General features: G+C 67.8%; 25 protein-coding genes. 4 read left to right on the top strand and 21 right to left on the bottom strand.

Features of this window, described 5'->3' with window-relative positions:
* Positions 1-104 precede the first annotated feature (104 nt).
* The 6 genes from terL to MTBUT4_RS05485 all read right to left on the bottom strand — a co-directional run bounded on the left by terL (position 105) and on the right by MTBUT4_RS05485 (position 7,323).
* On the bottom strand, positions 105-1,586 hold the full coding sequence (terL, locus tag MTBUT4_RS05510) for a phage terminase large subunit (RefSeq protein ID WP_173978665.1): 1,482 nt from the start codon (positions 1,584-1,586) through the stop codon (positions 105-107).
* Positions 1,583-1,891, bottom strand: a complete 309-nt coding sequence (locus tag MTBUT4_RS05505) for a hypothetical protein (protein ID WP_173978664.1) — start codon at positions 1,889-1,891, stop codon at positions 1,583-1,585. Before MTBUT4_RS05505 ends, terL begins: the two co-directional genes overlap by 4 nt.
* A gap of 141 nt (positions 1,892-2,032) precedes the next feature.
* Positions 2,033-3,709, bottom strand: coding sequence for a hypothetical protein (locus MTBUT4_RS05500; protein ID WP_173978663.1), 1,677 nt, complete (start codon positions 3,707-3,709; stop codon positions 2,033-2,035).
* 14 nt (positions 3,710-3,723) lie between these two features.
* Positions 3,724-5,640: a hypothetical protein gene (locus MTBUT4_RS05495; RefSeq protein WP_173978662.1), complete on the bottom strand. Its 1,917-nt coding sequence runs from the start codon at positions 5,638-5,640 to the stop codon at positions 3,724-3,726.
* Positions 5,637-6,206: a hypothetical protein gene (locus MTBUT4_RS05490; RefSeq protein ID WP_173978661.1), complete on the bottom strand. Its 570-nt coding sequence runs from the start codon at positions 6,204-6,206 to the stop codon at positions 5,637-5,639. Before MTBUT4_RS05490 ends, MTBUT4_RS05495 begins: the two co-directional genes overlap by 4 nt.
* 268 nt (positions 6,207-6,474) lie before the next feature.
* Positions 6,475-7,323 carry a hypothetical protein gene (locus MTBUT4_RS05485; RefSeq protein ID WP_173978660.1) on the bottom strand — a complete coding sequence of 283 codons (849 nt, stop codon included), beginning with the start codon at positions 7,321-7,323 and terminating at the stop codon, positions 6,475-6,477.
* 144 nt (positions 7,324-7,467) lie between these two features.
* Here MTBUT4_RS05485 and MTBUT4_RS05480 point away from each other — a divergent pair, with 144 nt between their 5' ends.
* Together MTBUT4_RS05480 and MTBUT4_RS05475 are read left to right on the top strand one after the other, a co-directional pair.
* Entirely contained in the window at positions 7,468-7,812 is a 345-nt protein-coding gene (locus tag MTBUT4_RS05480) for a hypothetical protein (protein WP_173978659.1), read from the top strand.
* A gap of 55 nt (positions 7,813-7,867) precedes the next feature.
* Complete coding sequence (locus MTBUT4_RS05475; protein ID WP_173978658.1) at positions 7,868-8,902, top strand: tetratricopeptide repeat protein; 1,035 nt, start codon at positions 7,868-7,870, stop codon at positions 8,900-8,902.
* 45 nt (positions 8,903-8,947) lie between these two features.
* Here MTBUT4_RS05475 and MTBUT4_RS05470 read toward each other — a convergent pair whose 3' ends face one another.
* Together MTBUT4_RS05470 and MTBUT4_RS05465 are read right to left on the bottom strand one after the other, a co-directional pair.
* Entirely contained in the window at positions 8,948-9,217 is a 270-nt protein-coding gene (locus MTBUT4_RS05470; RefSeq protein WP_173978657.1) for a hypothetical protein, read from the bottom strand.
* Positions 9,218-9,228: 11 nt separating this feature from the next.
* Complete coding sequence (locus MTBUT4_RS05465) at positions 9,229-10,047, bottom strand: phage capsid protein (RefSeq protein WP_173978656.1); 819 nt, start codon at positions 10,045-10,047, stop codon at positions 9,229-9,231.
* Between the two features lie 360 nt (positions 10,048-10,407).
* On the opposite strand from MTBUT4_RS05465, the gene MTBUT4_RS05460 reads away from it, so the two are divergent.
* Entirely contained in the window at positions 10,408-11,103 is a 696-nt protein-coding gene (locus tag MTBUT4_RS05460; protein ID WP_173978655.1) for a chemotaxis protein, read from the top strand.
* Positions 11,104-11,483: 380 nt separating this feature from the next.
* On the opposite strand, the gene MTBUT4_RS05455 is transcribed toward MTBUT4_RS05460, so the two are convergent.
* From MTBUT4_RS05455 to MTBUT4_RS05395, 13 genes are all read right to left on the bottom strand, one after another.
* Positions 11,484-11,792, bottom strand: coding sequence for a hypothetical protein (locus MTBUT4_RS05455; protein ID WP_173978654.1), 309 nt, complete (start codon positions 11,790-11,792; stop codon positions 11,484-11,486).
* Between the two features lie 218 nt (positions 11,793-12,010).
* Positions 12,011-12,730, bottom strand: coding sequence for a hypothetical protein (locus MTBUT4_RS05450; RefSeq protein ID WP_173978653.1), 720 nt, complete (start codon positions 12,728-12,730; stop codon positions 12,011-12,013).
* Positions 12,731-12,744: 14 nt separating this feature from the next.
* Positions 12,745-13,011 (bottom strand): hypothetical protein, encoded by a 267-nt coding sequence (locus MTBUT4_RS05445; RefSeq protein WP_173978652.1) that lies wholly within the window; start codon positions 13,009-13,011, stop codon positions 12,745-12,747.
* Positions 12,998-14,584: a portal protein gene (locus tag MTBUT4_RS05440; protein ID WP_173978651.1), complete on the bottom strand. Its 1,587-nt coding sequence runs from the start codon at positions 14,582-14,584 to the stop codon at positions 12,998-13,000. Before MTBUT4_RS05440 ends, MTBUT4_RS05445 begins: the two co-directional genes overlap by 14 nt.
* 1 nt (position 14,585) lies before the next feature.
* Entirely contained in the window at positions 14,586-14,795 is a 210-nt protein-coding gene (locus MTBUT4_RS05435) for a hypothetical protein (protein WP_173978650.1), read from the bottom strand.
* A gap of 167 nt (positions 14,796-14,962) precedes the next feature.
* A complete protein-coding gene (locus tag MTBUT4_RS05430) occupies positions 14,963-16,828 on the bottom strand; it encodes a hypothetical protein (RefSeq protein ID WP_173978649.1) in 1,866 nt (621 codons plus the stop codon).
* A gap of 77 nt (positions 16,829-16,905) precedes the next feature.
* On the bottom strand, positions 16,906-17,361 hold the full coding sequence (locus MTBUT4_RS05425; RefSeq protein WP_173978648.1) for a hypothetical protein: 456 nt from the start codon (positions 17,359-17,361) through the stop codon (positions 16,906-16,908).
* Positions 17,362-17,650: 289 nt separating this feature from the next.
* Positions 17,651-18,100 (bottom strand): hypothetical protein, encoded by a 450-nt coding sequence (locus tag MTBUT4_RS05420; RefSeq protein WP_173978647.1) that lies wholly within the window; start codon positions 18,098-18,100, stop codon positions 17,651-17,653.
* 285 nt (positions 18,101-18,385) lie between these two features.
* A complete protein-coding gene (locus tag MTBUT4_RS05415) occupies positions 18,386-18,835 on the bottom strand; it encodes a hypothetical protein (RefSeq protein WP_173978646.1) in 450 nt (149 codons plus the stop codon).
* Between the two features lie 289 nt (positions 18,836-19,124).
* Positions 19,125-19,589, bottom strand: coding sequence for a hypothetical protein (locus tag MTBUT4_RS05410; RefSeq protein WP_173978645.1), 465 nt, complete (start codon positions 19,587-19,589; stop codon positions 19,125-19,127).
* A gap of 131 nt (positions 19,590-19,720) precedes the next feature.
* Positions 19,721-20,116, bottom strand: coding sequence for a hypothetical protein (locus MTBUT4_RS05405; RefSeq protein WP_173978644.1), 396 nt, complete (start codon positions 20,114-20,116; stop codon positions 19,721-19,723).
* Positions 20,117-20,246: 130 nt separating this feature from the next.
* Positions 20,247-20,669: a hypothetical protein gene (locus MTBUT4_RS05400; protein ID WP_173978643.1), complete on the bottom strand. Its 423-nt coding sequence runs from the start codon at positions 20,667-20,669 to the stop codon at positions 20,247-20,249.
* Positions 20,666-21,031 (bottom strand): hypothetical protein, encoded by a 366-nt coding sequence (locus tag MTBUT4_RS05395; RefSeq protein WP_173978642.1) that lies wholly within the window; start codon positions 21,029-21,031, stop codon positions 20,666-20,668. The genes MTBUT4_RS05400 and MTBUT4_RS05395 overlap by 4 nt, the downstream gene beginning before the upstream one ends.
* 121 nt (positions 21,032-21,152) lie before the next feature.
* On the opposite strand from MTBUT4_RS05395, the gene MTBUT4_RS05390 reads away from it, so the two are divergent.
* The gene (locus tag MTBUT4_RS05390; protein WP_173978641.1) at positions 21,153-21,785 is read left to right on the top strand and encodes a helix-turn-helix transcriptional regulator; all 633 of its coding nucleotides are present in this window, start codon (positions 21,153-21,155) and stop codon (positions 21,783-21,785) included.
* The last annotated feature ends 10 nt before the right edge of the window (positions 21,786-21,795 follow it).

Raw genomic sequence — 21,795 nt, 5'->3', positions numbered from 1 at the left:
GGGGAGGGGTCGGGGGCGGGGTGAGTTCCGCGACGGCGCCGACGCGGTTCCCCCCCCACCCCGGCCCTCCCCCGCAAGGGGGGAGGGAGAAGGGAGGGAGGGGGTTACACCTCGAACTCGGTTTCCGCCGTATGCCCGGCCCCCGGCCGCCAGTCGCGGCGGTCGGAGACGGGGATCGCGGCGCGGCCCAGGCGGACCGGCTGCGACAGCAGGCAGCCGGCGACCGCGTCGAGGCCGTCGTCGCGGGCCTTGCCGCCAGGCAGCCATTCCCGCATCTCGGCGATGAAGGGCGTCGCCCAGACCGAGCGGTGGGCGTTGAGGGCGCCGGCCGCCAGCACCGCGTCGAAGGCCTCGACGATGCGCTGGTCCTTGGCCCGCTTGCTGGCGCTTTCCACCACCGCGCAGGGGATGCCGGCCCCGGCCAGCTCGCGCCGCAGCAGGCCGGGCAGGAAGCGGCCGATGCCGTTGGTCTCCAGCGTCACCGCCGGCAGGAAGCAGTCGCGGACGAAGGTCGCGACCTGGCGGCACAGCTGGGTCGCCTCGTCCACGTCCGACCGCGCCGGGTCGTGGGTGAGATAGGCGACGCGGTGCAGCCAGTACTGGCCGTCCTCGTCGGTGAACAATGCCGCCACCACCGAGGAATCGCCCTTGCCGGGCGCCCCGTAGGACGGGTCCCACCAGCACGAGGCGGAAACCAGGCGGCGGCCCATCAGCGACAGCACCGGCAGGCGGTTGCCCTCGGCATAGACCAGCTCGGACTCGTAAAGGCGCAGCCGGTCGGGATCGAGGCGGCCGTCGGCGATGTTGACCGGCTTCAGCATCATCTGGCTGTCGAACTTGTTGGGTCCGGTGCGCCGGCGGATCATCGCCACCTTGTCGGGCGGGAAGCGCTCGGGCCAGGCGCTTCTGCCCCTGGGGTCGAGCAGCGGCAGCTCCAGGCGGTGGAAGCCGTCGAGGAACGGGCGCTCCTCGCCGGCCTCCAGCCGGGGGCCGTCGGCGTAGATGGTGTAGTAGGAATGCGGCGTGCCGACATAGAGCTGCAGCCCGCCCGGCACCAGCACGTATTCGATCTCGCCCAGGCGTTCCCGCAGATCGGCCCGCTTGGGCGCCGAATCGCAGGTGTTGGGAACCTCGACGTCGTCGCAGATGACCATGTCGGCGCGGCTGCCGGTGATGTTGGCGCCGATCCCCTTGGCGATCATGGATGGATCGCGCAGCTCGCCCGGGCGGTTGACGGTGAACTGGTCCGAGGCCCATTGCTCGCGCCGGGCCGGCTTGAGGCCCAGGGTGAGCGGGTGGCGCTCGATGATGCGCTTGACGTTCCTGACCATCTTCTTGGCCAGGGCGAAATCGGCGGCCAGCACCATGATGCGCAGGTTGGGCTCGGCCATCAGCACCCAGGCGCAGAACAGGCCGACGATGGTGGACTTGCCGGAGTTTCGGAAGGCCATCAGCAGCAGCTCGCGTTCCGACGATCTCCAGCGCGCCGCCAGCCAGCGCGCCATCCTGAGGTGATGCCTGGGCGTGCCCTGGCCGACGCGCTGGTTCCAGATCCAGATGAATTCGGGGAAGTCGGCGGCTTTCATGTCTCGTCCTCGTCTTCGTCGTCGAAGCCGTCCAGCGCCGCCCGCGCCTCGGCCAGCAGCCCGGCGACGGGATCGTCGGCGGCGGCGGCGGATTCGCCCTGGCCGCTGGCCCAGCGGGCCAGCTTGACCAGCACCTCCACATGGCCGAGCGCCGCCTTGGCCGCCGCCTGCCAGGCGGCGAAGCCCTTGGCGTCGGCCGGCGGCTCGTCGGCGGAAAAGCGGTCGTAGGACTCGAGAGCCTGGCGGATGCGGCCGGGCAGCTGCGCCGCCAGCTCGGCGCGCAGGGAATCGAAATCTTCGGGCATGGCGTTCTCCGGAAGGCGGAAACGGAAAGGCCCCGCCGAAGCGGGGCCCTTTCCGGGGGTCACGATGCCGGAGCGGGCTCCGGCTTCTTGGGGGTCCTCACCGGCTTGGTGCCGGGGGCGATGGAAAAAGCGGGCATATCCTTACCTCCATTGCATCCAGACGCCGTGCAGGCGCTGTTCCTTGGTGTTGAAGGTCCGGTACCGCCACTTCATCGCCGTGCCGGCCGGCTGGCCGGACAGATCGACGACGGCGGACAGGATGTTGGTGGTGGCGTCGAAGGCGCCTTCGTTCACCAGCGTGCCGGCGCTCCAGGTGGTACCGTTGTCGCGGCTGGCCTCGATGGCGACGTCGGTGTTCAGCGCCACCGCCGCCACCGGCTGGTGCAGCAGGACGAGGCGGGCCTCGTCGGGCTGGGTCTGGGCGGTGAAGGCGGCGGAAACGACGGTGACGTTGGCGGTGGCAGAGGCTTCGTAGGCGTTCAGGTCTTTGACCGCTTGCTGGCCACCGCCCCAATTGTCCTCTCCGGCCGTGACCGCAACATATCGGGCCGACCACGACCCGGTCGCGGTGATCGTCTGCGCAGTCGCGGTGATGTCGGTTTCCCCGCTGCCGGCCTGGGTCCAAATCGTCCCGTCCGTCGAGTAGAACAGGCCCGCTCCGGTGTAGTTGGTGTTTTGCGAACCACCGGCGGCGGCATAAATGCCGATGGCTTCGATCTTCGTCACGGTGCGAACCGATCCGAGATCGAGCTTTGCCAGGATGCGCGCCGAGGTGGCCGTTCCCACCAGGTTGCCCAGCGCCGCACTGACGCATTCGGTCGCCGGATTGTTGTCGTTGAAATTTTCCGCGGTGCCCCCCAGCGGGGCATAGGGGGTGGCGTTGGCGATCCGGGCATAGGCGCTGCCGGCGTTATGAACGTAGTCCCCGGCCGCGTCGTAGGTCGCCCCGCCCAGCGAGGCGATGCCGGTGGTGTCCTCGAACTCGTCGGCGATGCCGTCCACCATCTTCAGCACCGACCACCCCGAATCGATCTGGTCGCGCAGGGTGTTGACCGCCAGATTGGCCTCAAGGAAGGCGAGGCGGTCCAGCACCGAGGAACCGGGACCGGCGGCGGCGATGGCGGCGTCGGTCTCGGCCGCCGAGTAGACCGCCAGATTGGTACGGGCCACCGCCGCATCGGCGAGGTCGGCCAGGTTGGCGGACCTGGCCAGCGGATCGGCGACCGAGGCGGCGGCGGCCACCGCCTGGTCGCGGGCGGCCAGGGTCTCGCCGTGGGCGCCGGCCACCGCCGCCGCAGCCGCCAGCACCTCGGTGCGGGCGCTCGCCAACTGGTCGGGATCGAAGCCGGAATTGACCAGGCCGTCACCGCCCGGATTCCACTTCAGCACGCGGCCGGCTTCGGGTTCGGGCAGGGTGAGGTCGGCCAGCGAGGCCGAGGTGGGGGAACGCTTCACCGCCCGGCCAGCCTCTTCCGCCACCTGCTGCAGCGAGGCGACCTGGTAGTCCATCTCGTCGTTCAGGGTCTTGGCGCGGATCAGTCCGTCGGACTGGAAGTCGGTGGTGCGCACCAGCGGCACCCGGCGGCGCAGGGTCACCCGGACTCCGGCGGAAGGCGGCACCGCGAACAGCACGGTGCCGCCGCTGGAGATGCCGGCCCCGGAGACGGTGAAACCGCCGCCCTGAACGGCATCGTCCAGCCACACCTCCATGTCGGAGGCGCGGAACAGGGCGAAGGGATAGGCGAAGGCCGCCTGCACCCCGTCCGCCACATAGGCGATGCGGGGGGCGACGTCGTTGATCTGGATGTGTTCGGCCATGGTTTGTTCCTTTGCTAATCCGTGATCTTCATCTCGGTGGCCACCGCCAGGATGGTGCAGGGCAGCGGCGTGTCCTGGTGCACCCGCCACAGCGGCTGGAAGGCGTCGCGGCGCCAGCCGATGGCGCGGATCTGGACGTCGCCCGAGAAGGTGGGCGGCGCCGCGTCGAAGGCGGCTCGGCCGAAGCGGCGGAAGGCGACGGGCGTGAGACCGCGCCCGGTGTCGATGTGCAGCGCCTGGGTGTCGAGCAGGCGGAAATTGGCCCGCACCAGCCGCACCACCGTTCCCGGCCCGCCCGCCCCCTGCACCACCGGCGGCAGCGGCGCCACCTCGTGGGCGAAGGGCAGGCCGACCTGAACGGTCCGGGCCGGCTCGGCCAGGGTGACGGCGCCGTCGGTCACCACCGCATTCTCGATGGCGCCGCCATCGGCGAGGATGCGCACGCTGCGCCCCTCCAGGTGGTCGAGTCCGTCCCAGGTGACCTTGGGCTCGGCACTCTCGCCGGTCAGGGCCGCATCCAGGGCGAGGGCAGGATCGAAGCGCTCGACGGTATGGACACCCTCGCGCTCGACCAGCAGGTAGACCTCGCTGTCCACCACCGCCACCGAGCGGAACCGGCCCTCGGTGGAGTGCTGGGTCCAGGCGGTCACCTTCTCGGAGCGGTAGACGGTGACGGTCCCCAGGGTGCCGTCGTCCATCACCACATGGAACAGCCGCCGCCCCGAATCGTAGTCCATGTCCACCGGCGTCTTGACCAGGTGCTTGGCCAGCATGGCGAGGTCGGTGGACTGGTACGCCTGCTCGACGTCGGCGAACAGGAACTCGCGCAGGTCGTTGCCGTCCCGGGAGACGAACAGGGTGGCGCCGTCCACGTCGCGGGGCGACACCGTGCGGTCCACCGGCGAGCCGACCCGGGTCTGGCGGGTCAGCTGGATCTTGGACGGGGTCAGCGGATCGCCCGACACCATCCATTCGGCGCCCGAGGTGAACACCTGCAGATGCCGGCCCGAGAACACCGCGCGGATGGCGTTGACCTGGTCGGACAGCAGGGCGAACTCGATGGCCTCGTCGTCCAGGCCCTCGCCCAGGTCGAAGTTGAACAGGTCCGACGATTTGGACAGGAACAGCCGGTTGGGCAGGTCGCGGGTGCCGCCGATGACCAGGCGGTCCTGGTGGAAGCAGGCCGAGACCGGCCAGCCGCGCAGCGGCGACAGCGCCTGTTCCTCCCAGTCCTTGGTCGCCTCGGTATCGACCAGGGTCTGCTTGACCTCGGCCGTCACCTGGGTCGCCGAGGTGAAGGCGGTGACCTTCACCTCCTTGGCCTTGAGGCGCAGGCGCAGGCCGACATGCCCGGCCTGGAACACGGATGCCGAGGCGGTCAGCGTCACGCTGCCCGAAATCCCCGACGGCTGCAGGGTGACGTCGTCGCCGGCGAACTTGTGGTAGGGCTGCTGGATGACGTCGGCGTCCTCGTCGTCCGCGGTGCCGGCGAAGAACGTCCAGGGGGCGACGGTCCAGGCGGCATGGGAGGTGCGGGTGATGCGGCGCGGCTCGACCTCGGGATGGACCACCAGCAGGGTGTCGGCGGTCTGGGTCCAGGCCAGCTGGCCGACCTGCGCCCCGGTCCACGGGGTGGCGAAATCGGCGACGTGGATGCCGTCGGCATAGACGTCCATGCGCAGGTCGGTCAGCACCAGCAGGTAGGTCTGCTCGGTGTTGAACTCGAAGGCGATCAGCCGGCCGGGGCCGCGGGCGGTATCCACGTGGCGCAGGCCGGCCCGCCGCGACACCCCGCCCACCGGCGCGATGGTGACGTTGCGCAAGCGCATGGCGCCGTTGGCATAGGCGGCGAGGTCGCCGCGCCCCAGCATGTCCAGCGACAGCTCGCCGGCGGTGAAGTTGGTCTTGGTGAGGATGGGCAGGCCGCTCATGACCGCACCTCGACCAGCGGGAAGTCGGTGATGGCCGAGGGAATGTCCTGCTGGCCGTCGATCAGCTTGGCGCGGCGGAACTCGTCCTCGGCCAGGCGGTAGAGCATTTCGGCCCGGCTGGTGCTCTCGGTCAGCGGGATGCAGAACTCGGCGGCGAGGCGGGCGATCAGCGCCTGGTCGAAGAACGGCGGGAAGGCCATCTCGTCGGGGCGGAAGACATAGGTCAGCACCACCTGGTCCGAGTCGCAGTGCAGCCGGTTCTCGGCCAGCCGGTAGGGCAGGCCGAAACCGCGTTCGCCGATGCCGGCCGACAGCGCCCGCAGGAAGTCGGCGGGCAGCTGGAAGGCATAGGTGAAATCGGCCACCGGCGCCGCCGCCAGCCGCGCCAGGGTGGCCTGGCCGGTGGCGAAGTTCCACGGATGCGACGACACCAGGCCGTCGCGGATGGCGGGATACAGATTGGCCGAAACCTCGGCCTCGGCGGTGCCCTCGTCGAAACTGGCGATGGGGGCGGCGCCGATCTTCAGCAGGGCGCGCGAACACAGCGCGATGGCGGACATGGCCATGGCGGGTCTCCTTTGAATAAAGTGTCGTTGCTACGAAAGGGCTGGCACGATGCCCAGTGCAGACGAAGCCGCTATCGCTCTCCGTCGGCATTGCCGTGTGGACAGGGTTTTTTCACCACAGAGGCACAGAGACACAGAGGGGGCACAGAGAAGGGGAAATGTATTTTTCCTCTGTGCCTTCTCTGTGTCTCTGTGCCTCTGTGGTGAATCCCCCGCCCGACACGGGTAAGGGGGTCCGAAAGTTCCTTCCCCCCGCTGGGGAGTCTCGTCACAGCAGCCCCAGCCCGCGCCCGAAGGCCCGGGTCAGCTCGTCGGGGTCCTGGTCCTGCAGGACGGTGCGGAACGCCGCGGTGGTCTTGGGACCGATCCAGTCGTCCACCTTCAGGTTCTGGCCGAAGCCGTTCAGGGTCTCCTGCAGCACCCCGGCCTCGACCTTGGGGCCGCTGTCGTCCTTGCGCAGCAGCGGGCCGAAGATGGCGTGGGTCTTTTCCTCCAGCGCCTCCGCGTTACCGCTGCGCCGGACGTCGCGGGCGAAGGCGTTGAAGCGGCCCAAGGCCAGGCCGTCCTCCACCTTGTGCGGCCCCAGCCGGGCGGCGGCGTGCTTGAGGGCGAAGTCGGTCTGCGGGCCGTAGGCGCCGTCTTCGTCCACCGGGCCCAACGCGGTGTACGGGCCGTAGGCGGGCGAGCGGTCCGGCAGCGGATGAGCCTGGTTCAGCAGATTGAGGCCGCGCTGCAGCCCCTTCACCGCTTCCGCGTAGCCGTCCGCGCCGGCGGCATCGGCGACCTTGGCGCCGATCCGCGCGGTGGCCTGCCACAGATCCTCGCCCTGGGGCGTGGCATGGGGCAACGGCTGGTCCGGGATCGGGCGAATGGGCGTCGGCTCGACGGGCTTGCCGCCGTCGTTGCCCTGCGGGCCGTCGCCGTACATGGCGACGTGCCAATCCTGCACCTTCTCGTAGGTGTGGTATTTCAGCGGATCGCCCGAGCGATGGCCGCGATAATCGCCCTGGGCATGGTTGATCATGTCCATCATCTCGGCCTGGGTCAGCCGCTCCACCGGCTTCAGCAGGGCCGAGCGGCCGGGATTGTCGATGGGCTTGGCGGCCATCGCCACCATGGCCGCCACCTGGGGATCGGCGGGCGGCGGCGCTCCTCCATCTTCGGGCGCGGGGTCAGGGGCCGGATCAGGGGCTGGTGCCGATTCAGGCGGCAGGAACCCGGGCGGGTCGCTGGGCGAGGGAAGCAGATTGTCATCAGGCAATTGCGCCGACTGATCCCACGGGAACCCACCGTCGGCTTCCTTCTCGCCGCCATTTCCACCTTTGGCGTCTTCGAGCTTTTCGATGAGTCCCATCCGGTCTTCCTGCATCTGATGCATTTCTTTCGCTGCGTCGTTATAGGCCCGTTCGAGGGCCCCCCTTTTCTCGGGATTGCGCTCAATGTTGTATTGGCTGAGAAGGAAGCCGAGCTCGTTCTGCTTATCCGCGATCTGGGCGTCGAGGTTCTGAATCTGACCTTGAAGGATATTGACCAAGCCGGGGTTCGGGAGTTTGTTTATCTCCAATCCCGTGTCGCCGGGGTCCGTCCACGGGCGCAGGATCGGTGAATCCACATCGTAACCGGACTTGGGTCGGGTGCTGGTCATGACTGGTGCTCCTTGTATGACGAGATGGCCCCGTGTGCTGGCGGCCATGCTTGCCTTCGGCCTGGCCTGGGGTGGCGCGGCCCGGGGCGAGGAGGCTCGCCCTGCGGACTTCGCCGGGTGGAAGCGGTGGCTTACCGCTCTTATGGACTTCGAACGCTCGCCCGAGACGGCGCAGGCTCTGCTTCGCGAGGCAGCGGGCCTCGGCTATGGCCGCGCCGAATTCGCCCTCGGCGTACTGGCCGCCCGGGACGGCAATGGGCGCGAGGCCATGGACTGGTTCATCCGGGCCGCCGGGCACCGCCACCCCATCGCCATGCTCGAACTGGGTTGCGAAGCCAGCCAGCGCGGCGACGGCGCCGCGGCCGAGCGATGGTTCGGGACAGCAGTCGAAACCTGGCTGGCCCTGGTCGGCCCGCAATGGCACTCAGGGTCCACCCCGGAGCCCGGCGATTTCGCGGTCGGCGACGATTTGGCAGCGCGCTGCCCGGAGGCGGCGACGGCCCGCGACGGGTTCGAGGACCGGTTGGCCCGCCTGGGGACGGCGGCGGCGTGGTCCCGCTACGGCAGGGCGGTGAACGGCCGGACATTCGGCGGCCCCCTGCTCGGCGTCGCCGCGGCCCGGGAGCGGGCGCTGTCATGGCTGATGCGGGCGGCGTTGGCCGGCGATGTATCCGCGATGGTCGACGTCGGCGAGGCCGCCTTGTCCACGCCCGGTGCGGACGTAGCGGGGGCAGTCCGCCTGCTGGAACGGGCCGGGGAGGCCGGCCGTCCCGACGCCTATGTCGCCATCGGCATCGCCCATCGCAACGGGCGGCTGGTACATCCGGATCCCATGGCGGCGGAGCGGTGGTTCGGCCGCGCCGAGGCGCTAACCTACGCGCAGGCCCAAACGGCCGGCGAGGCGTTCCCGGCCACCCGGGTCGGCATGCTTTTCTTTCGGTTGGGCGACGGCATGGGCGAGAACGCCCGCGCCATGCGCTGGTTCCGGCTTTCGGCCGAGGCGGGAGACGCCCACGCGGCCGATATCCTCGCCACCGCGTCCGCCCGCTGACCAATGGGCCGGCCCCCGCGGACGAGGGCCGGCCCGGTTACGCGCCTAGTCGCTGTCGGTGGCGCCGATCTGGGTCATGTCGTTGACATCGACGACACCCGAGGCGGCGGTCGAGACGAAGAACAGGCCCGCCTTGGGCGTGCCGCCGGACTCGACGTTGGCGATGATGATGTCGCCGGCGCGCAGCATGTCGGCGGCCGGGTTGAAGTAGCCGGAGCCGTCCACGGTGGCGGCGGCGTCGGCGGTGGTGTAGTGCCATAGCGTGAAGCCGTTGGCATAGGCGAGGACGGACAGGTCCTTGGAGAGATAGGCCATGGTGCGACTCCTTACGCTTCCAGGCAGCGCAGGGAGACCACGCCGGTCGGATCGATCAGCGCGGAGCCCTGGCTCATCATGTTGTTGCAGAACCAGGCGGCACGGTCGCCGTGGTAGGTGATCTCGCTCTTGACCTCGGACCCCACGGCGTGGCCGATGGCGGTCTTGTGGTACCAGTAGCAGTGGCGCACCGAGCCGGCCTTGGTGAGGCCGGAATGGGGCATCCACAGGGTGCCCAGCCAGTTCTTGGCCTGGGTGCCCTTCCACGGCAGGTCCTCGTCGCCGATGTAGTCGGCGTCCGAGAATTCCGGGATGGCCAGCAGATCGGACCACTGCTTCCAGCCGACCACGGCATAGCGCTCGCCGTCGTCGGGAACGTCGGCCTCGCCCAGCATCTCGAAGGCCTTCAGCACCTTGTCCTTGGTCAGGGCGGTGGTGCCGTCGAGGGCGTAGTTGGTGGACTTGTCCAGCTCGGCGATGATCAGCTCGTCGGTCTTGCGGCCCAGCGCGTAGGCGCCGGCCCCGACCAGCACGGCGCGCTCGTCGTGCTCGACCTTGATCTCGTCCAGCTTGTCCAGCCAGTCGCCGGCGTAATAGTCGTAGAGCTGGCATTCGACCGCCTGGTGGTCGACGTTCATCACCGGCACCTTGCCGTGGCGGGCCTTGGTGCTGGCGGCACCCTTGCCGACCTTCTGGAAGACGGCGATGGCACCGGTGACGTTGTTGCGGGTGCGCACGGTGTTGCGCAGCTTGGTGCCCTGCCGCTGATAGGCGGCGTGGACCTGGGCACCGTAATCCTTTGAATAACCGTTGATGACACTCGTGGACATGGAATGCTCCTGTGGTGATGGAAAGCCATGAGGGTTGGTTCGAGCGCACGCCCGGCCGGTTCTGGCGGAAGCCGCCGTCGGGCGTGCGAGGAACCGCGCCGGGCCGCCGCGTTCCGGTCGGGAACGCGCCCGGTTCTCCGGCGCGGAAGGGAAAAACTCTTCCCTCCCCCGCGCGGAAGGGCGACGCGCGGGGGAGGGGCGGCCAGCGCTCGACGGCCCGCGAAGGGGCCGAAGCGCCGGGGCCACCGGTCGGCAACGACGAGACACAAAATTTGCGCTGTTCCGGGGCGGGAAAACCGTTATCATCCAACGCCAGAGCGGGTCCGCCCGTCAGCCACCAGGGGAATACCGGGCAGCGTCATGACACAGGTCGAAACAGCCGCGCGCACCACTTCCGGCACCCAGCGCACCGAGCGCATCGAGGCCCGCGCCAATGCCCTGCTGGGCGATTGCCGCCGCGCCTTCCACGCCTTCGGCGAGCTCGACGAACTGGCCGAGAACCTGCGCATCCTTTCGCTCAACGCCGAGCTGGCGGCCGGCCGCGCCGGCGACAAGGGCCGCGCCGTCCGCGCCCTCACCCAGTACACCCGCGAGCTGGTCAACCGCCTGGCCCAGATCCGGGGCGAGATGAACCAGCTGCGCCAGCGCACCGACGCCCTGTCCGAGAAGATCGAGGAGGAGCTGCGCCAGCTCCGCTCCATCGAGGAGAACTCGTTCGGCGGCGGTGACAGCGCCGTGTTCGCCGAGATGATGCGCTCGCTGGTGGACAAGCTCGACGACCTCTCGACCAACGTCGAGGAACTGTCGCGCCGCGCCCACGGCGTCGAGGAGGTGGTGAGCCAGTCCGACTCCATCGCCACCAACATCGCCATCGAAGCGGCCGCCGCCGGCGTCCACGAAAAGGAATTCCGCACGGTGTCCGACACCATGCGCCGCTACGTCGATAACCTGCGCACCATGATCGACGAGGCCTCGGACGCCGTCCGCCGCGCCCTGGAAAAGGTCGACAGCCTGCGCCGCCTCGGCATCGAGAACCTGCAGAGCCTGCGCGGGTAGGATTTCGGCAGTTGCTGAAACGAAGACGGCCCCGGGAGCGATCCCGGGGCCGTAAACGTCTTCATCGGGCAGAATAATCATTCCGCCAACAACCTGACGCTCTATTTTTCCTCGGAGCCTTCAGGCGGCACGGAAAAATATGGAGAATTAAGCCCGAGACGCCTGTCGAGCCGCCAAATCGTCGTGGCGTTCATGTGTTCCCGCTGATCCATGGCTTCCGTAACCCATCGCTTGCCGTCAGGCGATATAATCAGCGTAACACTTTCCGGGCCATCTGGGGTGGCAACCAGCTTGCTCTTTACTTTGCACCCTTGGGTTTGAGCCCAAACGATGTAGGTAGCGAATGTAGGGTGATCCCCAAATGGAAAGGCCATGGATGCCTACGCGCAAAGAGCCAGCTCGACTGTAACGTCGCGGTGATTGATCGGAAGGGAGAGCGTCCCTGCAAAAACTCCACTGCGCTTCTTGGTCCACATTTCGTGAAAGCGCTGCGGAGCCGGTTCGATACCGTCGAACGGCTCGCCGTTGCCACGGAGTTTGCTCTCTTGGTACTCGGAAATTAGAGTGGCGAGCAGGCGTTGATAGAGACGGTCGGTATCGTTGGCCTGCGCGCCGATGTCATACTCCAGGCACTGGGCGACCCACGCGTCCCCCTCCTGGAACACAACAACGCGGACTTGCTCAGCCATCTAAAGACCCTCCAATGATAAGAACGACGGACGTTACGTACCATAGATGCACATGGGTTGGCCTACCGTCAACACGTTCCTACGGCGTGCCACCCTGCGTACTCGGCACATCACTACAGGTGGCGTATTCCCTCGCACACGGCACAAAAGCAGCCTATTGCTAACTCGTGTGGAGTGCCCCCCTCCCCCGGCCTTGCGGCCGAGGGAGGCTCGCGCGCCTACTCCCCGTAGATCCGCCGGAAGCCGGCCGAGACCTTTTCGATGAAGGCGGGGTCCTTCTTCTTCCAGTAGCGGGGGTCCTGCATCATCTTCTTCAGCTCGGCCTCGTCGGGCATTTCGTCGCGGGGGCCAGGGGCGGAGCCGAGGCCGGGCTCGCCCGAGGCCATCATCCGGCTCATGGCGATGACGCCTTCCGGCACCTGCGCCAGCGCCTGGTAGATCTCGGGCGGCAGGTTGGTCTGGCCCCAGGCCGAGACCTGGCGGGCGGTCTCGTTCCAGCGGGAATCGCCGCCGAAATGGTCGCGCAGGCGGTCGAGGCCGCGGCGGGTCTGGTATTCGCGGTCGATCTCCTCGATCAGCGGCAGCACCCGGTCGTGGGCGAGGTCGTAGACCAGCTGGGCCTGGGCCGGGGTGAAGCCGGCCTCGTGCAGGCGCTGGTTGATCTCGCCGTCGCTGGCGAACAGCTCGTGGCGGTGGTTGATGGTGTAGCCGTCGGGGGCCTCGGGGATGCCCATGGCGCGGCGGAAGCCGGCGACCTCGTCGTCGTTGCTGTCGGGACCGGGAACGCGGACCATGCGGTGCATGCGCTGCTCCAGGTCGAGATAGGCGCGCATCAGGGCGTCGGTGCGGATACGCCCGGTATTGGCGTCCCAGAACTTCTCGGGCACCCCCTCGGGGCGGCCGGCGCCGGCGGGTTCGAGCGAGTCTTCGTAGTACATGCGGTGTCTCCTTATCAAAGTCCCTCGCGGCCCTGCTGGACCATGGCGAGGATGTGGGCGACCAGCAGGCGCTGGCCTTCGAGCATCCGAAGGGCGGCGTCGGATGAATCCGGTCCCAGGCAGCGCCGGGTGGTGAGATGGGCGAGGTGCTCCAGCACCATGTCCGCCTCGGCCCCCGAGAAGGTCCGCGCGAAGGCGCGGGCCAGGGCGAGGCGGTCGGCCTCGCCGGCGGGCCGGGGCGGCGGGTCGAACCACGACCAGCCGGGATCACGGGACGGCATGGGGCACCTCCGGGGTGGCGGTTGCGGTCTGGCGGGCCAGTCCTTGCGCCAGGGCGGCGAGGCCGGCGGCGGCTTCGGTTCCACCGGCGCCCTGGGCCGGCGCCTGGCTCATCAGCTCGGCCGGCACATTGAAGGCGCGGCCCAGCCAGTGGGCGGCGGCGGAGGCGTCCACCGCCTGCATGCCGAGCGGCCCCAGCTGGGCCAGCGAGCCCAGCCAGGTCAGCATGTTCCGGGCGTCGCGCTGGGCCTGGTTCTGGGCCAGGGGCGAGCGGTACTGCAGATCGACCACCCGGCCGTCGATGACCAGATCGGGGATCTCGCCGCGGCGGCGCAGGACGTGCATCGCCCGCATCACCAGCGGAGTCAGCAGCTCGGATTGCAGGCGGCCATAGGTGGCCCCCAGCAGCCGGGCCATGTCCGAGGCCCGCTCCAGCACCTCGGTGGCGGTCATCCGGGGGGCGTCGGGCTGGCTCAGCTTGTCGGCCAGCAAAGCGTGGCGGATGCGCCCGCGCAGATCATCGAGGACCAGCTGCGAGATGTCGAAGCGCCCGGGCGATTCCAGAGGCTGCAGGCCGGCGCTGCCCACCGCCTTGGGGATGATGGTGCCGGGCACCAGCTTGATGTTGGCCGGATTCAGCACGCCGTCGTCGTCGGCCTGCCAGATGCCGGTGACGGCGATGGTGGCGTTCTTCAACACCAGTTCCACCACCTTGTTGGCGGTCTTGATGTCGGGCAGCGCCTTCATCACCGGGCTGCGGCCATAGACCTCGCCCGGCGCCTTCAGCCAGCGGAAGTTGATGAACGGGCTGACGGCGAAGCGACCCTCGGCCAGCACCTGGTCGTCATGGCCCTCCTCCAGCACCGCGGCGTAGCGGTAGAAATGGCCCGCGGAATCGGGCACCACCGCCTCTACCACCGGATGGCGGCGATCGGGATCGTCCTCGGACTCCTTGACCAGCCGCTCCGGCAGCTCGGCGCCGGGGAAGCGGGCCTTGAGCTGGGCCAGGGTCAGCTCGGTGCGGCGGAAGCTGACGTCCAGGGCTCCGCCCGGCCCCTCCTCCAGCACCACGCTGGACAGCGGCACGGCGGTGAAGCGGAAGGCCGAGGGACCACCGGGAGCGGCCTCCTCGAACAGCAGCGAGGCGGTGCCGCCGGTGACCACGTCCAGGTAGCACTGGTGCATCTCGACGGCGAAGTTGGAGCGGTCGAAATGCGACTGCATCACCGCGCCGATGCGCTCCAACACCGGGGCCGCCTTCTGCCGCTCCTCGGGTTCCAGCTCGGAGCCGGCGGCGAAGCCGAACCATTGCGCCCAGGGCGGGGTCAGCTCCGACAGCAGGCTGGCGGCCAACTGGTCGACGGCGTCGGGGGCGGTGCCGTCGAACAGGCGGTCGCCCTTCTTCTCGCCGGGGGTCGGCTGGTTGATCACGGCGTCGCGCAGCGGCAGGGCGTAGTCGTAGCATTCCTGCCAGTGCGACTCCCACACCGCGCGGCGTTCCTTGGCCTTGCGGTAGCGCTTCAGCAGCTGGTCCGGATCGCGGTCCGGCCCCAGCAGAGTGTCGTCGTCGCTCATGTCATTCTCCCAGCAGGGTCTTGGCCTGGCCCGCCACCGGGGCGAGCACGCCGCGGTCGCCGGTGGCGATCATGCCGGCGCGGCCGCGGCGGTTGCGGGCGATGGAGTCCAGCCGCAGCTTGCGCGCCGCCTCCTCGGGGTCGGGGGCGGCGGGCGGCGGCGGCGGCGGTGCCGGCGCGGGCGGCGTGGGGGCGCTGAACAATCCACCCATGGGGCTCTCCTTCGTTGATGATTTGTTCTATTGGCGGGCCGCAAAAAACCCGCCCTCCGGGACCGGAGCGGCGGGATGCGGACGCACCTGTGGTGGTGCTGGGACCTTTTATACGCGAGGACGGAGCGCCGTGCAAGGACTTCTTTACTAGATACGATATTTTTTCCTCACAGCAGCCCCAGCCCGCGTCCGAAGGCCAGGGTGACCGCGTCGGGGTCCTGGTCCTTGAGCACGGCGCCGAACGCGGCGGTGGTCTTCGGCCCGATCCATTCGTCCACCTTCAGGTCCTGGCCGAAGCCGTTCAGGGTGTCCTGCAGCACCCCGGCCTCGACCTTCGGCCCCTGGTCGTCCTTGCGGAACAGCGGGCCGAGGATGGCATGGGTCCTGGCCTCCAGACCCTCGGCATTGCCGGTGCGGCGGGCGTCGCGGGCGAAGGCGTTGAAGCGCCCCAGGGCCAGGCCCTCCTCCACCTTGTGCGGCCCCAGCCGGGCGGTGGCGTGCTTCAGGGCGAAGTCGGTCTGCGGGCCGTAGGCGCCGTCCTCGTCCACCGGACCCAGGCCGGAATATGGGCCATAGGCCGGCGAGCGCTTGGGCAGCGGATGGGCCTGATTGAGGATGTTGAGACCGCGCTGCAGCCCGGTCACCGCGCTGGAATAGCCCTCCGAGCCGGCGGCCTCGGCCACCTTGGCGCCGATGCGGGCGGTGGCCTGCCACAGATCGCCGCCATCGGGCGTGGTGTGCGGGGCCGGCCGGTCGGGGATCGGGCGAATGGGCGCGGGCTCGACCGGCTTGCCGCCGTCATTGCCCTGGGGGGCGTCGCCGTACATGGCCACGTGCCAGTCCTGCACCCTCTCGTAGGTGTGGGCCTTCAAGGGATCGCCGGACCGATACCCGCGATAATCGGCCTGGGCATGGTTGATCATGTCCATCATCTCGGCCTGGGTCAGCCTCTCCACCGGTTTCAGCAGGGCCGAGCGGCCGGGATTGTCCACCGGCCTGCCCGCCATCTCGACCATGGCCGCCACCTGGGGGTCGGTGCCCAGCGTGTCGGGGCCCAGCGTGTCGGGGCCCAGCGTGTCGTTGCCGGCACCGCCCTTGAGGTCATCCTCCCCGGCACCGGCGATGGGCTCCGGCTGCGGGCGCGGTTCCGGGCCGGCGGGCGGAATGGGCGGTCCGTACTGGGGGAAGGTGGCGGGGAAGGTTCCCCGGTACTGCCTCACATTCGGATCGGCCTCGACCTGCCGCCACTGTTCCCGCTGCTCCGGCGTCCAGTCCTCGAACCGCCCGGCGGCGAGGTCGGCCTCGTCCTTGCGCCGGTCGGCGATACCGGTGCGGCTGGTGGTGTTGGAGGGCGGGTTGGACCCATAGAGGATCTCCTTGCGGAGCGTAACGGGATCGCCATCCAGCAAGGCTCCGGTCGCCTTGGGGGCGGGAACGCCGTTATAGGCCAGCGACGTCAGCGCGATCTCCTGCTTCGAGCCTTTCAGCGCGTCGATATAGGATTCGGTCCGCTCCTTGCTCCAGCCGCGCGCCTTGGCCTGGTCACGCACGGCCTTCATGGCGCTTTGGCGATGCTGGTTCCAGGCGGACTCCGCCTGCCTGGCGATGCGCTCGTCGCTCAAGGTGAAGCCGAACTTGTTGTCGGCGGCGGTTTCCTTGCCGGGCTTGTAGGGCGGGATGAGCTTCTGGGCTTCGGCAGGACGGTCCTTTGCTTTGACATTTGGGTCATTCAGCTTGCCCACGGTGTCGTTGAGAAGCTTCTGTTCCGTCTCCGAGAACTTGTAGGGACGCGCGGGATCACCGCTGATTTCGGCACCGATCTGGTCGAGGTCGCGCAGCTTATAGGTCTTACCGCCGTCGCCGCTGACCGCCAGGGCGATGCCGGTGCCCATGGTGGGGATGCCCTTGCCGTCGGTGTAGATTCGCGGCACCGCGCCTTCGCGGGTCTTGAGATGGCTGCCGACGGTGCGGGCATAATCCTGGGGCGACAACTTGGTCGGCGCCATGGGAAGGCGTCTGGATCTTTCGGACATGGTTGGCCTCCTGTGCAAAAAAAGGCCCGCTCCGGGATGGAGCGGGCCTGTGGGTAAAATACCCTAATGTCAAACGACTATTCAATTTTCTCCATGAGAATGTCGTGGTTCATTTTGTTGAAGATATCCCTATACTTAGCCTCGTACAGTATGTTTATATAGCATTTGTCCTTTGGATAGTCTTCGTCGGCATAGTACTGAGTTGATATCTCGGTATATCCGCCATATTTTGACATTCCCCCAAAATTGAATTCATCCTGCGTAAAACGGTCCCACCGCTTGAACGTCATCTTCTTCTTGCCGCCGAACCACACCAGCACCGCCTTGTCCTTGTCGATGCGGGCTTCCATGATCAGCCCCTCCCACCCGGGCGATGGGGCCAGCGGCTGCGGGTTGCCGAACTTGTCCATGATGTGGGCGGTGCGCCAGGTGCCGTAGACCGGGGCGCAGGGCGGAACCTTCTGGATGGTGGTCTCGGCGCGGACCGGTGTGCCGAAACCCATGAGGGCAAGCACCAGGGCGGCGGCGCACATGACCGACCTCGCCCCGCTTCCCCGTGTGAAAACACCCGCCCCCATTGCCGATCTCCAGGCGCACCTGTAGTGGTGCTGGCATCCCTTATACCCGCGCGGGGCCCACCACGTCAACGGCGATCTTCCTGTTTTGTTCCCGCTATCCGAGCAGTTGCCAGGGCGACAGCTTGGTCAGGATCATGGGGGCGCGCTTGGATGGTGCGGCCATGGCTGGCCTCCTGTGCCAAAGAAAAAGGCCCGTTCCAGGATGGAACGGGCCTGAGGGGTGAAATACCCTAACGCCGGATGGCTATTCCATTTTTTCCATGAGGAGCTCGCGATCCAACGACCCAACGCCACTGCGCTGCAGGTAATAGCTTATTCTCAGGTAGCACATGTCTATTGGATACTCAATTACCGACTCGAATTCTGTTTTTGCAATTAACTCTTTGGCTCCATTGAGGCCGTGGAATGACCCGTCCCATTGACGAAACTTGTACCACCGCTTGAACGTCATCTTCTTCTTGCCGCCGAACCACACCAGCACCGCCTTGTCCTTGTCGATGCGGGCTTCCATGATCAGCCCCTCCCACCCGGGCGACGGGGCCAGCGGCTGCGGGTTGCCGAACTTGTCCATGATGTGGGCGGTGCGCCAGGTGCCGTAGACCGGGGCGCAGGGCGGAACCTTCTGGATGGTGGTCTCGGCGCCGACCGGTGTGCCGAAACCCATGAGGGCAAGCGCCAGGACGGCGGCGCACATGGCCGACCTCGCCCCGCTTCCCCGTGTGAAAACACCCGCCCCCATTGCCGATCTCCGGGCGCACCTGTAGTGGCGCCAGCATCCCTTATACCCGCGCGGGGCCCACCACGTCAACGGCGATCTTCCTGTTTTGTTCCCGTCATCCGAGCAATTGCCAGGGCGAGAGCCTGGCCGGCACCAACGGGATGCGCTTGGATGTTTCGGACATGGTTGGCCTCCTGTGCAAAAAAAGGCCGGTTCCAGGTGGAACGGGCCTTGTGGGTGGAATATACTAATCCCAAACTGCTATTCGGCTTTTTCCATTAAAAGCTCATGGCGCAAAGACCCGACATATCCCTGGCGCAAATAGTATCCAAGCTTTAGGTAACATTTTTCCGTCGGGTAATCAGGTGCTGTATCGAACTCTGTCTTTCCAATTACCTCCTTAACACCATTTAGGCCGATGAATGACCCGTCCCATTGACGAAATTTGTACCACCGCTTGAACGTCATCTTCTTCTTGCCGCCGAACCACACCAGCACCGCCTTGTCCTTGTCGATGCGGGCTTCCATGATCAGCCCCTCCCACCCGGGCGACGGGGCCAGCGGCTGCGGGTTGCCGAACTTGTCCATGATGTGGGCGGTGCGCCAGGTGCCGTAGACCGGAGCGCAGGGCGGAACCTTCTGGATGGTGGTCTCGGCGCGGACCGGTGTGCCGAAACCCATGAGGGCAAGCACCAGGACGGCCGCGCACATGACCGACCTCGCCCCGCTTCCCCGTGTGAAAACACCCGCCCCCATTGCCGATCTCCGGGCGCACCTGTAGTGGTGCTGGCATCCCTTATACCCGCGCCGGGCCCACCACGTCAACGGCGATATTCCTGTTTTGTTCCCGCTATCCGAGCCGTTGCCAGGGCGACGGCTTGGTCGGGGTCACGGGGGCGCGCCTGGATGGTGCGGACATGGTTGGCCTCCTGTGCAAAAGAAAATGCCCGCTCCGGGATGGAGCGGGCCTGATGGGTGAAATACCCCAAATGCCAAGCGGCTATTCAATTTTTTCCATAAGAAGGTGGTGATCCAGAGACCCAACCGCGTCGCTTCTGAGAAAATACCACATGTCCAAATAGCATCTGTCGGATGGGTACTCTATTACGGTTTCAAACTCTGTGGCGACTCCAATATACCCGCCATTACTCGACAGCCCGCCAAATTCAAAATCCGTCTGCGGATATCGGTACCACCGCTTGAACGTCATCTTCTTCTTGCCGCCGAACCACACCAGCACCGCCTTGTCCTTGTCGATGCGGGCTTCCATGATCAGGCCTTCCCACCCGGGCGACGGGGCCAGCGGCTGCGGGTTGCCGAACTTGTCCATGATGTGGGCGGTGCGCCAGGTGCCGTAGACCGGGGCGCAGGGCGGAACCTTCTGGATGGTGGTCTCGGCGCAGACCGGCGACATGACGGCCATTCCGGCCAGCAGCAGGCAGACGGACAACAGGGCTCGGTTCATTCCAATCCCCTCGCGTGTGCTCGCCTGGCTGTTTCGCTTTCCAGGCGCACCTGCGATGATGCTGTCATGGCAGGCGGCGTCAAGTTTCCTGTGACCGCGTGTCCGCCGGGCCGCGGTCGCAGGGCCGGGACTCACCGCCGCGTCTGCAGCCCCTGCTGCAGGCCGGCGGCGGAGGAGCGGGAGTTGGACCAGAAGGTGCGGTCGACCTGGTCGCCCAGCGCCAGGCCGGCCTGCATGGCCGCTCCGGCCGGCGGGAACACCACCGACAGCACGCTGGCGGCCACCTGGGGGCCGTGGGTGGCGGCCAGGCTGGCCGGGCGGCCGGTGCGTTCGGCCTCGATGGCTTCCATGGTGCGGCCGGTCACCAGATGGCGGAAAAAATCCTGGCGGACCTGGGTGTCGCGCAGCGCCGCCTCGGGCGGCAGGCCCATCAACGCCGATTGTCCCACCTTCAGCAGCGAGCGGCGCGACGCGGCCGGGCCGCCCAGCGCGGTGGGGCTGAGGAGTTCACTTCCGAAACCACCCATTGTTCGTTCTCCTGTGCGAAGGAAAAGGCCCGGGCGCGCTGTCGCGCCCGGGTCCCTGTGCAAATGAAGAGGCCCGGGCGCGTTGTCGCGCTCCGGGCCGGGGACGCACCTGTGGTGGTGCTGGCATCCCTTATACCCGCGCCGGGTCCGCCGCGTCAACGACGATTTTCCTGTTTTGTTCCAGGTGGCGGAACAGCTGCCAGGGCGTCAGCACGGCTCCGGCGTGAATTCCCAGGACGCGTTTGACCGATTCGACGCAGGAATAGGGGCGCCACGGGGCGGTGCGGCGGGGTGGTTCGGCGGCGGTGGTCTCCACCACCCGCAGGCCGTGGGCGCGGTACCAGGCGGCGAGGTCGAAGCCGGGCGGCAGGGCGACGCATTCCACCAGGGTGCGGTGGGACAGCGGCTCGACCACCACCCAGGAGTCCTCGCCCTCGGCCAGGGCGACGAAGCAGTGGCGGAAGCCCGGCTTCAGCGCGCGCAGCCACCACAGATCGGTGCGGCCGCTGAACATCACCAGGGCGCGGCGGGGCAGATGGCGCAGCGGGCTCATGCCACGATGCCCTTGCCGCGCAGCACCGTCTCCAGCCGGTCCAGCGCCTCGGTCCACAGCCGCGAATCGATCTGGCTGTCGCCGGCCGCCGGATCGGGCACCGCCAGGCGGGCGCCGAAGCGGCCGAGCACCGACAGGTGGGCGACGGCGAGGATGCCGCGGCGGACCAGCCCCATCACCGCGCGAACGATGTCGTCGGGATCGCAGGGGCGCTCGGCCAGCCCCAGGCCGCCGGCGCAGCGCACCCCTTCCAGGCGCGCCACCTGGCAGCGCGAATACCATAGCCAGGCCTCCTCGGCGCTGGCGAAGGGGTCAGGCATCACCTCGGCGGTCTGCCTGGGAATGTAGCGCGCTCGACCCATTTTTCCCTCCGCTGGATAGTACAATGCAGGAACATTGATTCCACCGGTTGTAGGATTGAGTCAAGGGAAATGGGTTATTTTTCCTGCTGCGTCAGGAAGAAATTTTTGCGACCCTGATCCCATGCTGAGACATGCCGACATCTGGGCCGCCCTCGACGCCCTCGCCCGCGACCACGGGCTGACCGCCTCGGCGCTCGCCCGCAAGGCGGGGCTGGACCCCACCACCTTCAACAAGAGCAAGCGCATCACCCGCGAGGGCAAGCCGCGCTGGCCGTCCACCGAAAGCGTGGCGAAGGTGCTGGAGGCGACCGGCGCCACCCTGGCCGATCTGGTCGCCTATATCGACGGCGCGGCGCCGGCCCGGCCGGCCCCGACGGTGCCGCTGATCGGCTTCGCCCAGGCCGGCGACCGCGGCTTCTTCGACGATGCCGGCTATCCCACCGGCGGCGGCTGGGACGAGATTCCGTTCCCCGAGATCGGCGACCCCCACGCCTATGCGCTGGAGGTTTCCGGCGACAGCATGGAGCCGCTGTTCCGCGACGGTGATGTGGTGATCGTCTCGCCCGTCGCCTCGGTGCGGCGCGGCGACCGGGTGGTGGTGCGCACCACCGAGGGCGAGGTGATGGTCAAGCAACTGGTCCGCCAGACCGCCAAGCGCATCGAGCTGGCCTCGCTGAACCCGGCCCATTCCGGCCGCAACCTCGCCACCGAGGAGGTGGCCTGGCTGGCCCGGATCCTGTGGGCCAGCCAGTAACCGGAAGCGG

This window comes from Magnetospirillum sp. UT-4 (assembly GCF_902729435.1).
Lineage (GTDB): Bacteria > Pseudomonadota > Alphaproteobacteria > Rhodospirillales > Magnetospirillaceae > Magnetospirillum.
This window is presented reverse-complemented; position numbering and strand designations above follow the sequence as displayed.

Excerpts from the sequence above, each read along its gene's own strand:
- terL (WP_173978665.1), bottom strand. The coding sequence starts at position 1,586 with ATGAAAGCCGCCGACTTCCCCGAATTCATCTGGATCTGGAACCAGCGC.
- MTBUT4_RS05505 (WP_173978664.1), bottom strand. The coding sequence starts at position 1,891 with ATGCCCGAAGATTTCGATTCCCTGCGCGCCGAGCTGGCGGCGCAGCTG.
- MTBUT4_RS05500 (WP_173978663.1), bottom strand. The coding sequence starts at position 3,709 with ATGGCCGAACACATCCAGATCAACGACGTCGCCCCCCGCATCGCCTAT.
- MTBUT4_RS05495 (WP_173978662.1), bottom strand. The coding sequence starts at position 5,640 with ATGAGCGGCCTGCCCATCCTCACCAAGACCAACTTCACCGCCGGCGAG.
- MTBUT4_RS05490 (WP_173978661.1), bottom strand. The coding sequence starts at position 6,206 with ATGGCCATGTCCGCCATCGCGCTGTGTTCGCGCGCCCTGCTGAAGATC.
- MTBUT4_RS05485 (WP_173978660.1), bottom strand. The coding sequence starts at position 7,323 with ATGGTGGCGATGGCCGCCAAGCCCATCGACAATCCCGGCCGCTCGGCC.
- MTBUT4_RS05475 (WP_173978658.1), top strand. The coding sequence starts at position 7,868 with ATGACGAGATGGCCCCGTGTGCTGGCGGCCATGCTTGCCTTCGGCCTG.
- MTBUT4_RS05470 (WP_173978657.1), bottom strand. The coding sequence starts at position 9,217 with ATGGCCTATCTCTCCAAGGACCTGTCCGTCCTCGCCTATGCCAACGGC.
- MTBUT4_RS05465 (WP_173978656.1), bottom strand. The coding sequence starts at position 10,047 with ATGTCCACGAGTGTCATCAACGGTTATTCAAAGGATTACGGTGCCCAG.
- MTBUT4_RS05460 (WP_173978655.1), top strand. The coding sequence starts at position 10,408 with ATGACACAGGTCGAAACAGCCGCGCGCACCACTTCCGGCACCCAGCGC.
- MTBUT4_RS05455 (WP_173978654.1), bottom strand. The coding sequence starts at position 11,792 with ATGGCTGAGCAAGTCCGCGTTGTTGTGTTCCAGGAGGGGGACGCGTGG.
- MTBUT4_RS05450 (WP_173978653.1), bottom strand. The coding sequence starts at position 12,730 with ATGTACTACGAAGACTCGCTCGAACCCGCCGGCGCCGGCCGCCCCGAG.
- MTBUT4_RS05445 (WP_173978652.1), bottom strand. The coding sequence starts at position 13,011 with ATGCCGTCCCGTGATCCCGGCTGGTCGTGGTTCGACCCGCCGCCCCGG.
- MTBUT4_RS05440 (WP_173978651.1), bottom strand. The coding sequence starts at position 14,584 with ATGAGCGACGACGACACTCTGCTGGGGCCGGACCGCGATCCGGACCAG.
- MTBUT4_RS05435 (WP_173978650.1), bottom strand. The coding sequence starts at position 14,795 with ATGGGTGGATTGTTCAGCGCCCCCACGCCGCCCGCGCCGGCACCGCCG.
- MTBUT4_RS05430 (WP_173978649.1), bottom strand. The coding sequence starts at position 16,828 with ATGTCCGAAAGATCCAGACGCCTTCCCATGGCGCCGACCAAGTTGTCG.
- MTBUT4_RS05425 (WP_173978648.1), bottom strand. The coding sequence starts at position 17,361 with ATGTGCGCCGCCGCCCTGGTGCTTGCCCTCATGGGTTTCGGCACACCG.
- MTBUT4_RS05420 (WP_173978647.1), bottom strand. The coding sequence starts at position 18,100 with ATGTGCGCCGCCGTCCTGGCGCTTGCCCTCATGGGTTTCGGCACACCG.
- MTBUT4_RS05415 (WP_173978646.1), bottom strand. The coding sequence starts at position 18,835 with ATGTGCGCGGCCGTCCTGGTGCTTGCCCTCATGGGTTTCGGCACACCG.
- MTBUT4_RS05410 (WP_173978645.1), bottom strand. The coding sequence starts at position 19,589 with ATGAACCGAGCCCTGTTGTCCGTCTGCCTGCTGCTGGCCGGAATGGCC.
- MTBUT4_RS05405 (WP_173978644.1), bottom strand. The coding sequence starts at position 20,116 with ATGGGTGGTTTCGGAAGTGAACTCCTCAGCCCCACCGCGCTGGGCGGC.
- MTBUT4_RS05400 (WP_173978643.1), bottom strand. The coding sequence starts at position 20,669 with ATGAGCCCGCTGCGCCATCTGCCCCGCCGCGCCCTGGTGATGTTCAGC.
- MTBUT4_RS05395 (WP_173978642.1), bottom strand. The coding sequence starts at position 21,031 with ATGGGTCGAGCGCGCTACATTCCCAGGCAGACCGCCGAGGTGATGCCT.
- MTBUT4_RS05390 (WP_173978641.1), top strand. The coding sequence starts at position 21,153 with ATGCTGAGACATGCCGACATCTGGGCCGCCCTCGACGCCCTCGCCCGC.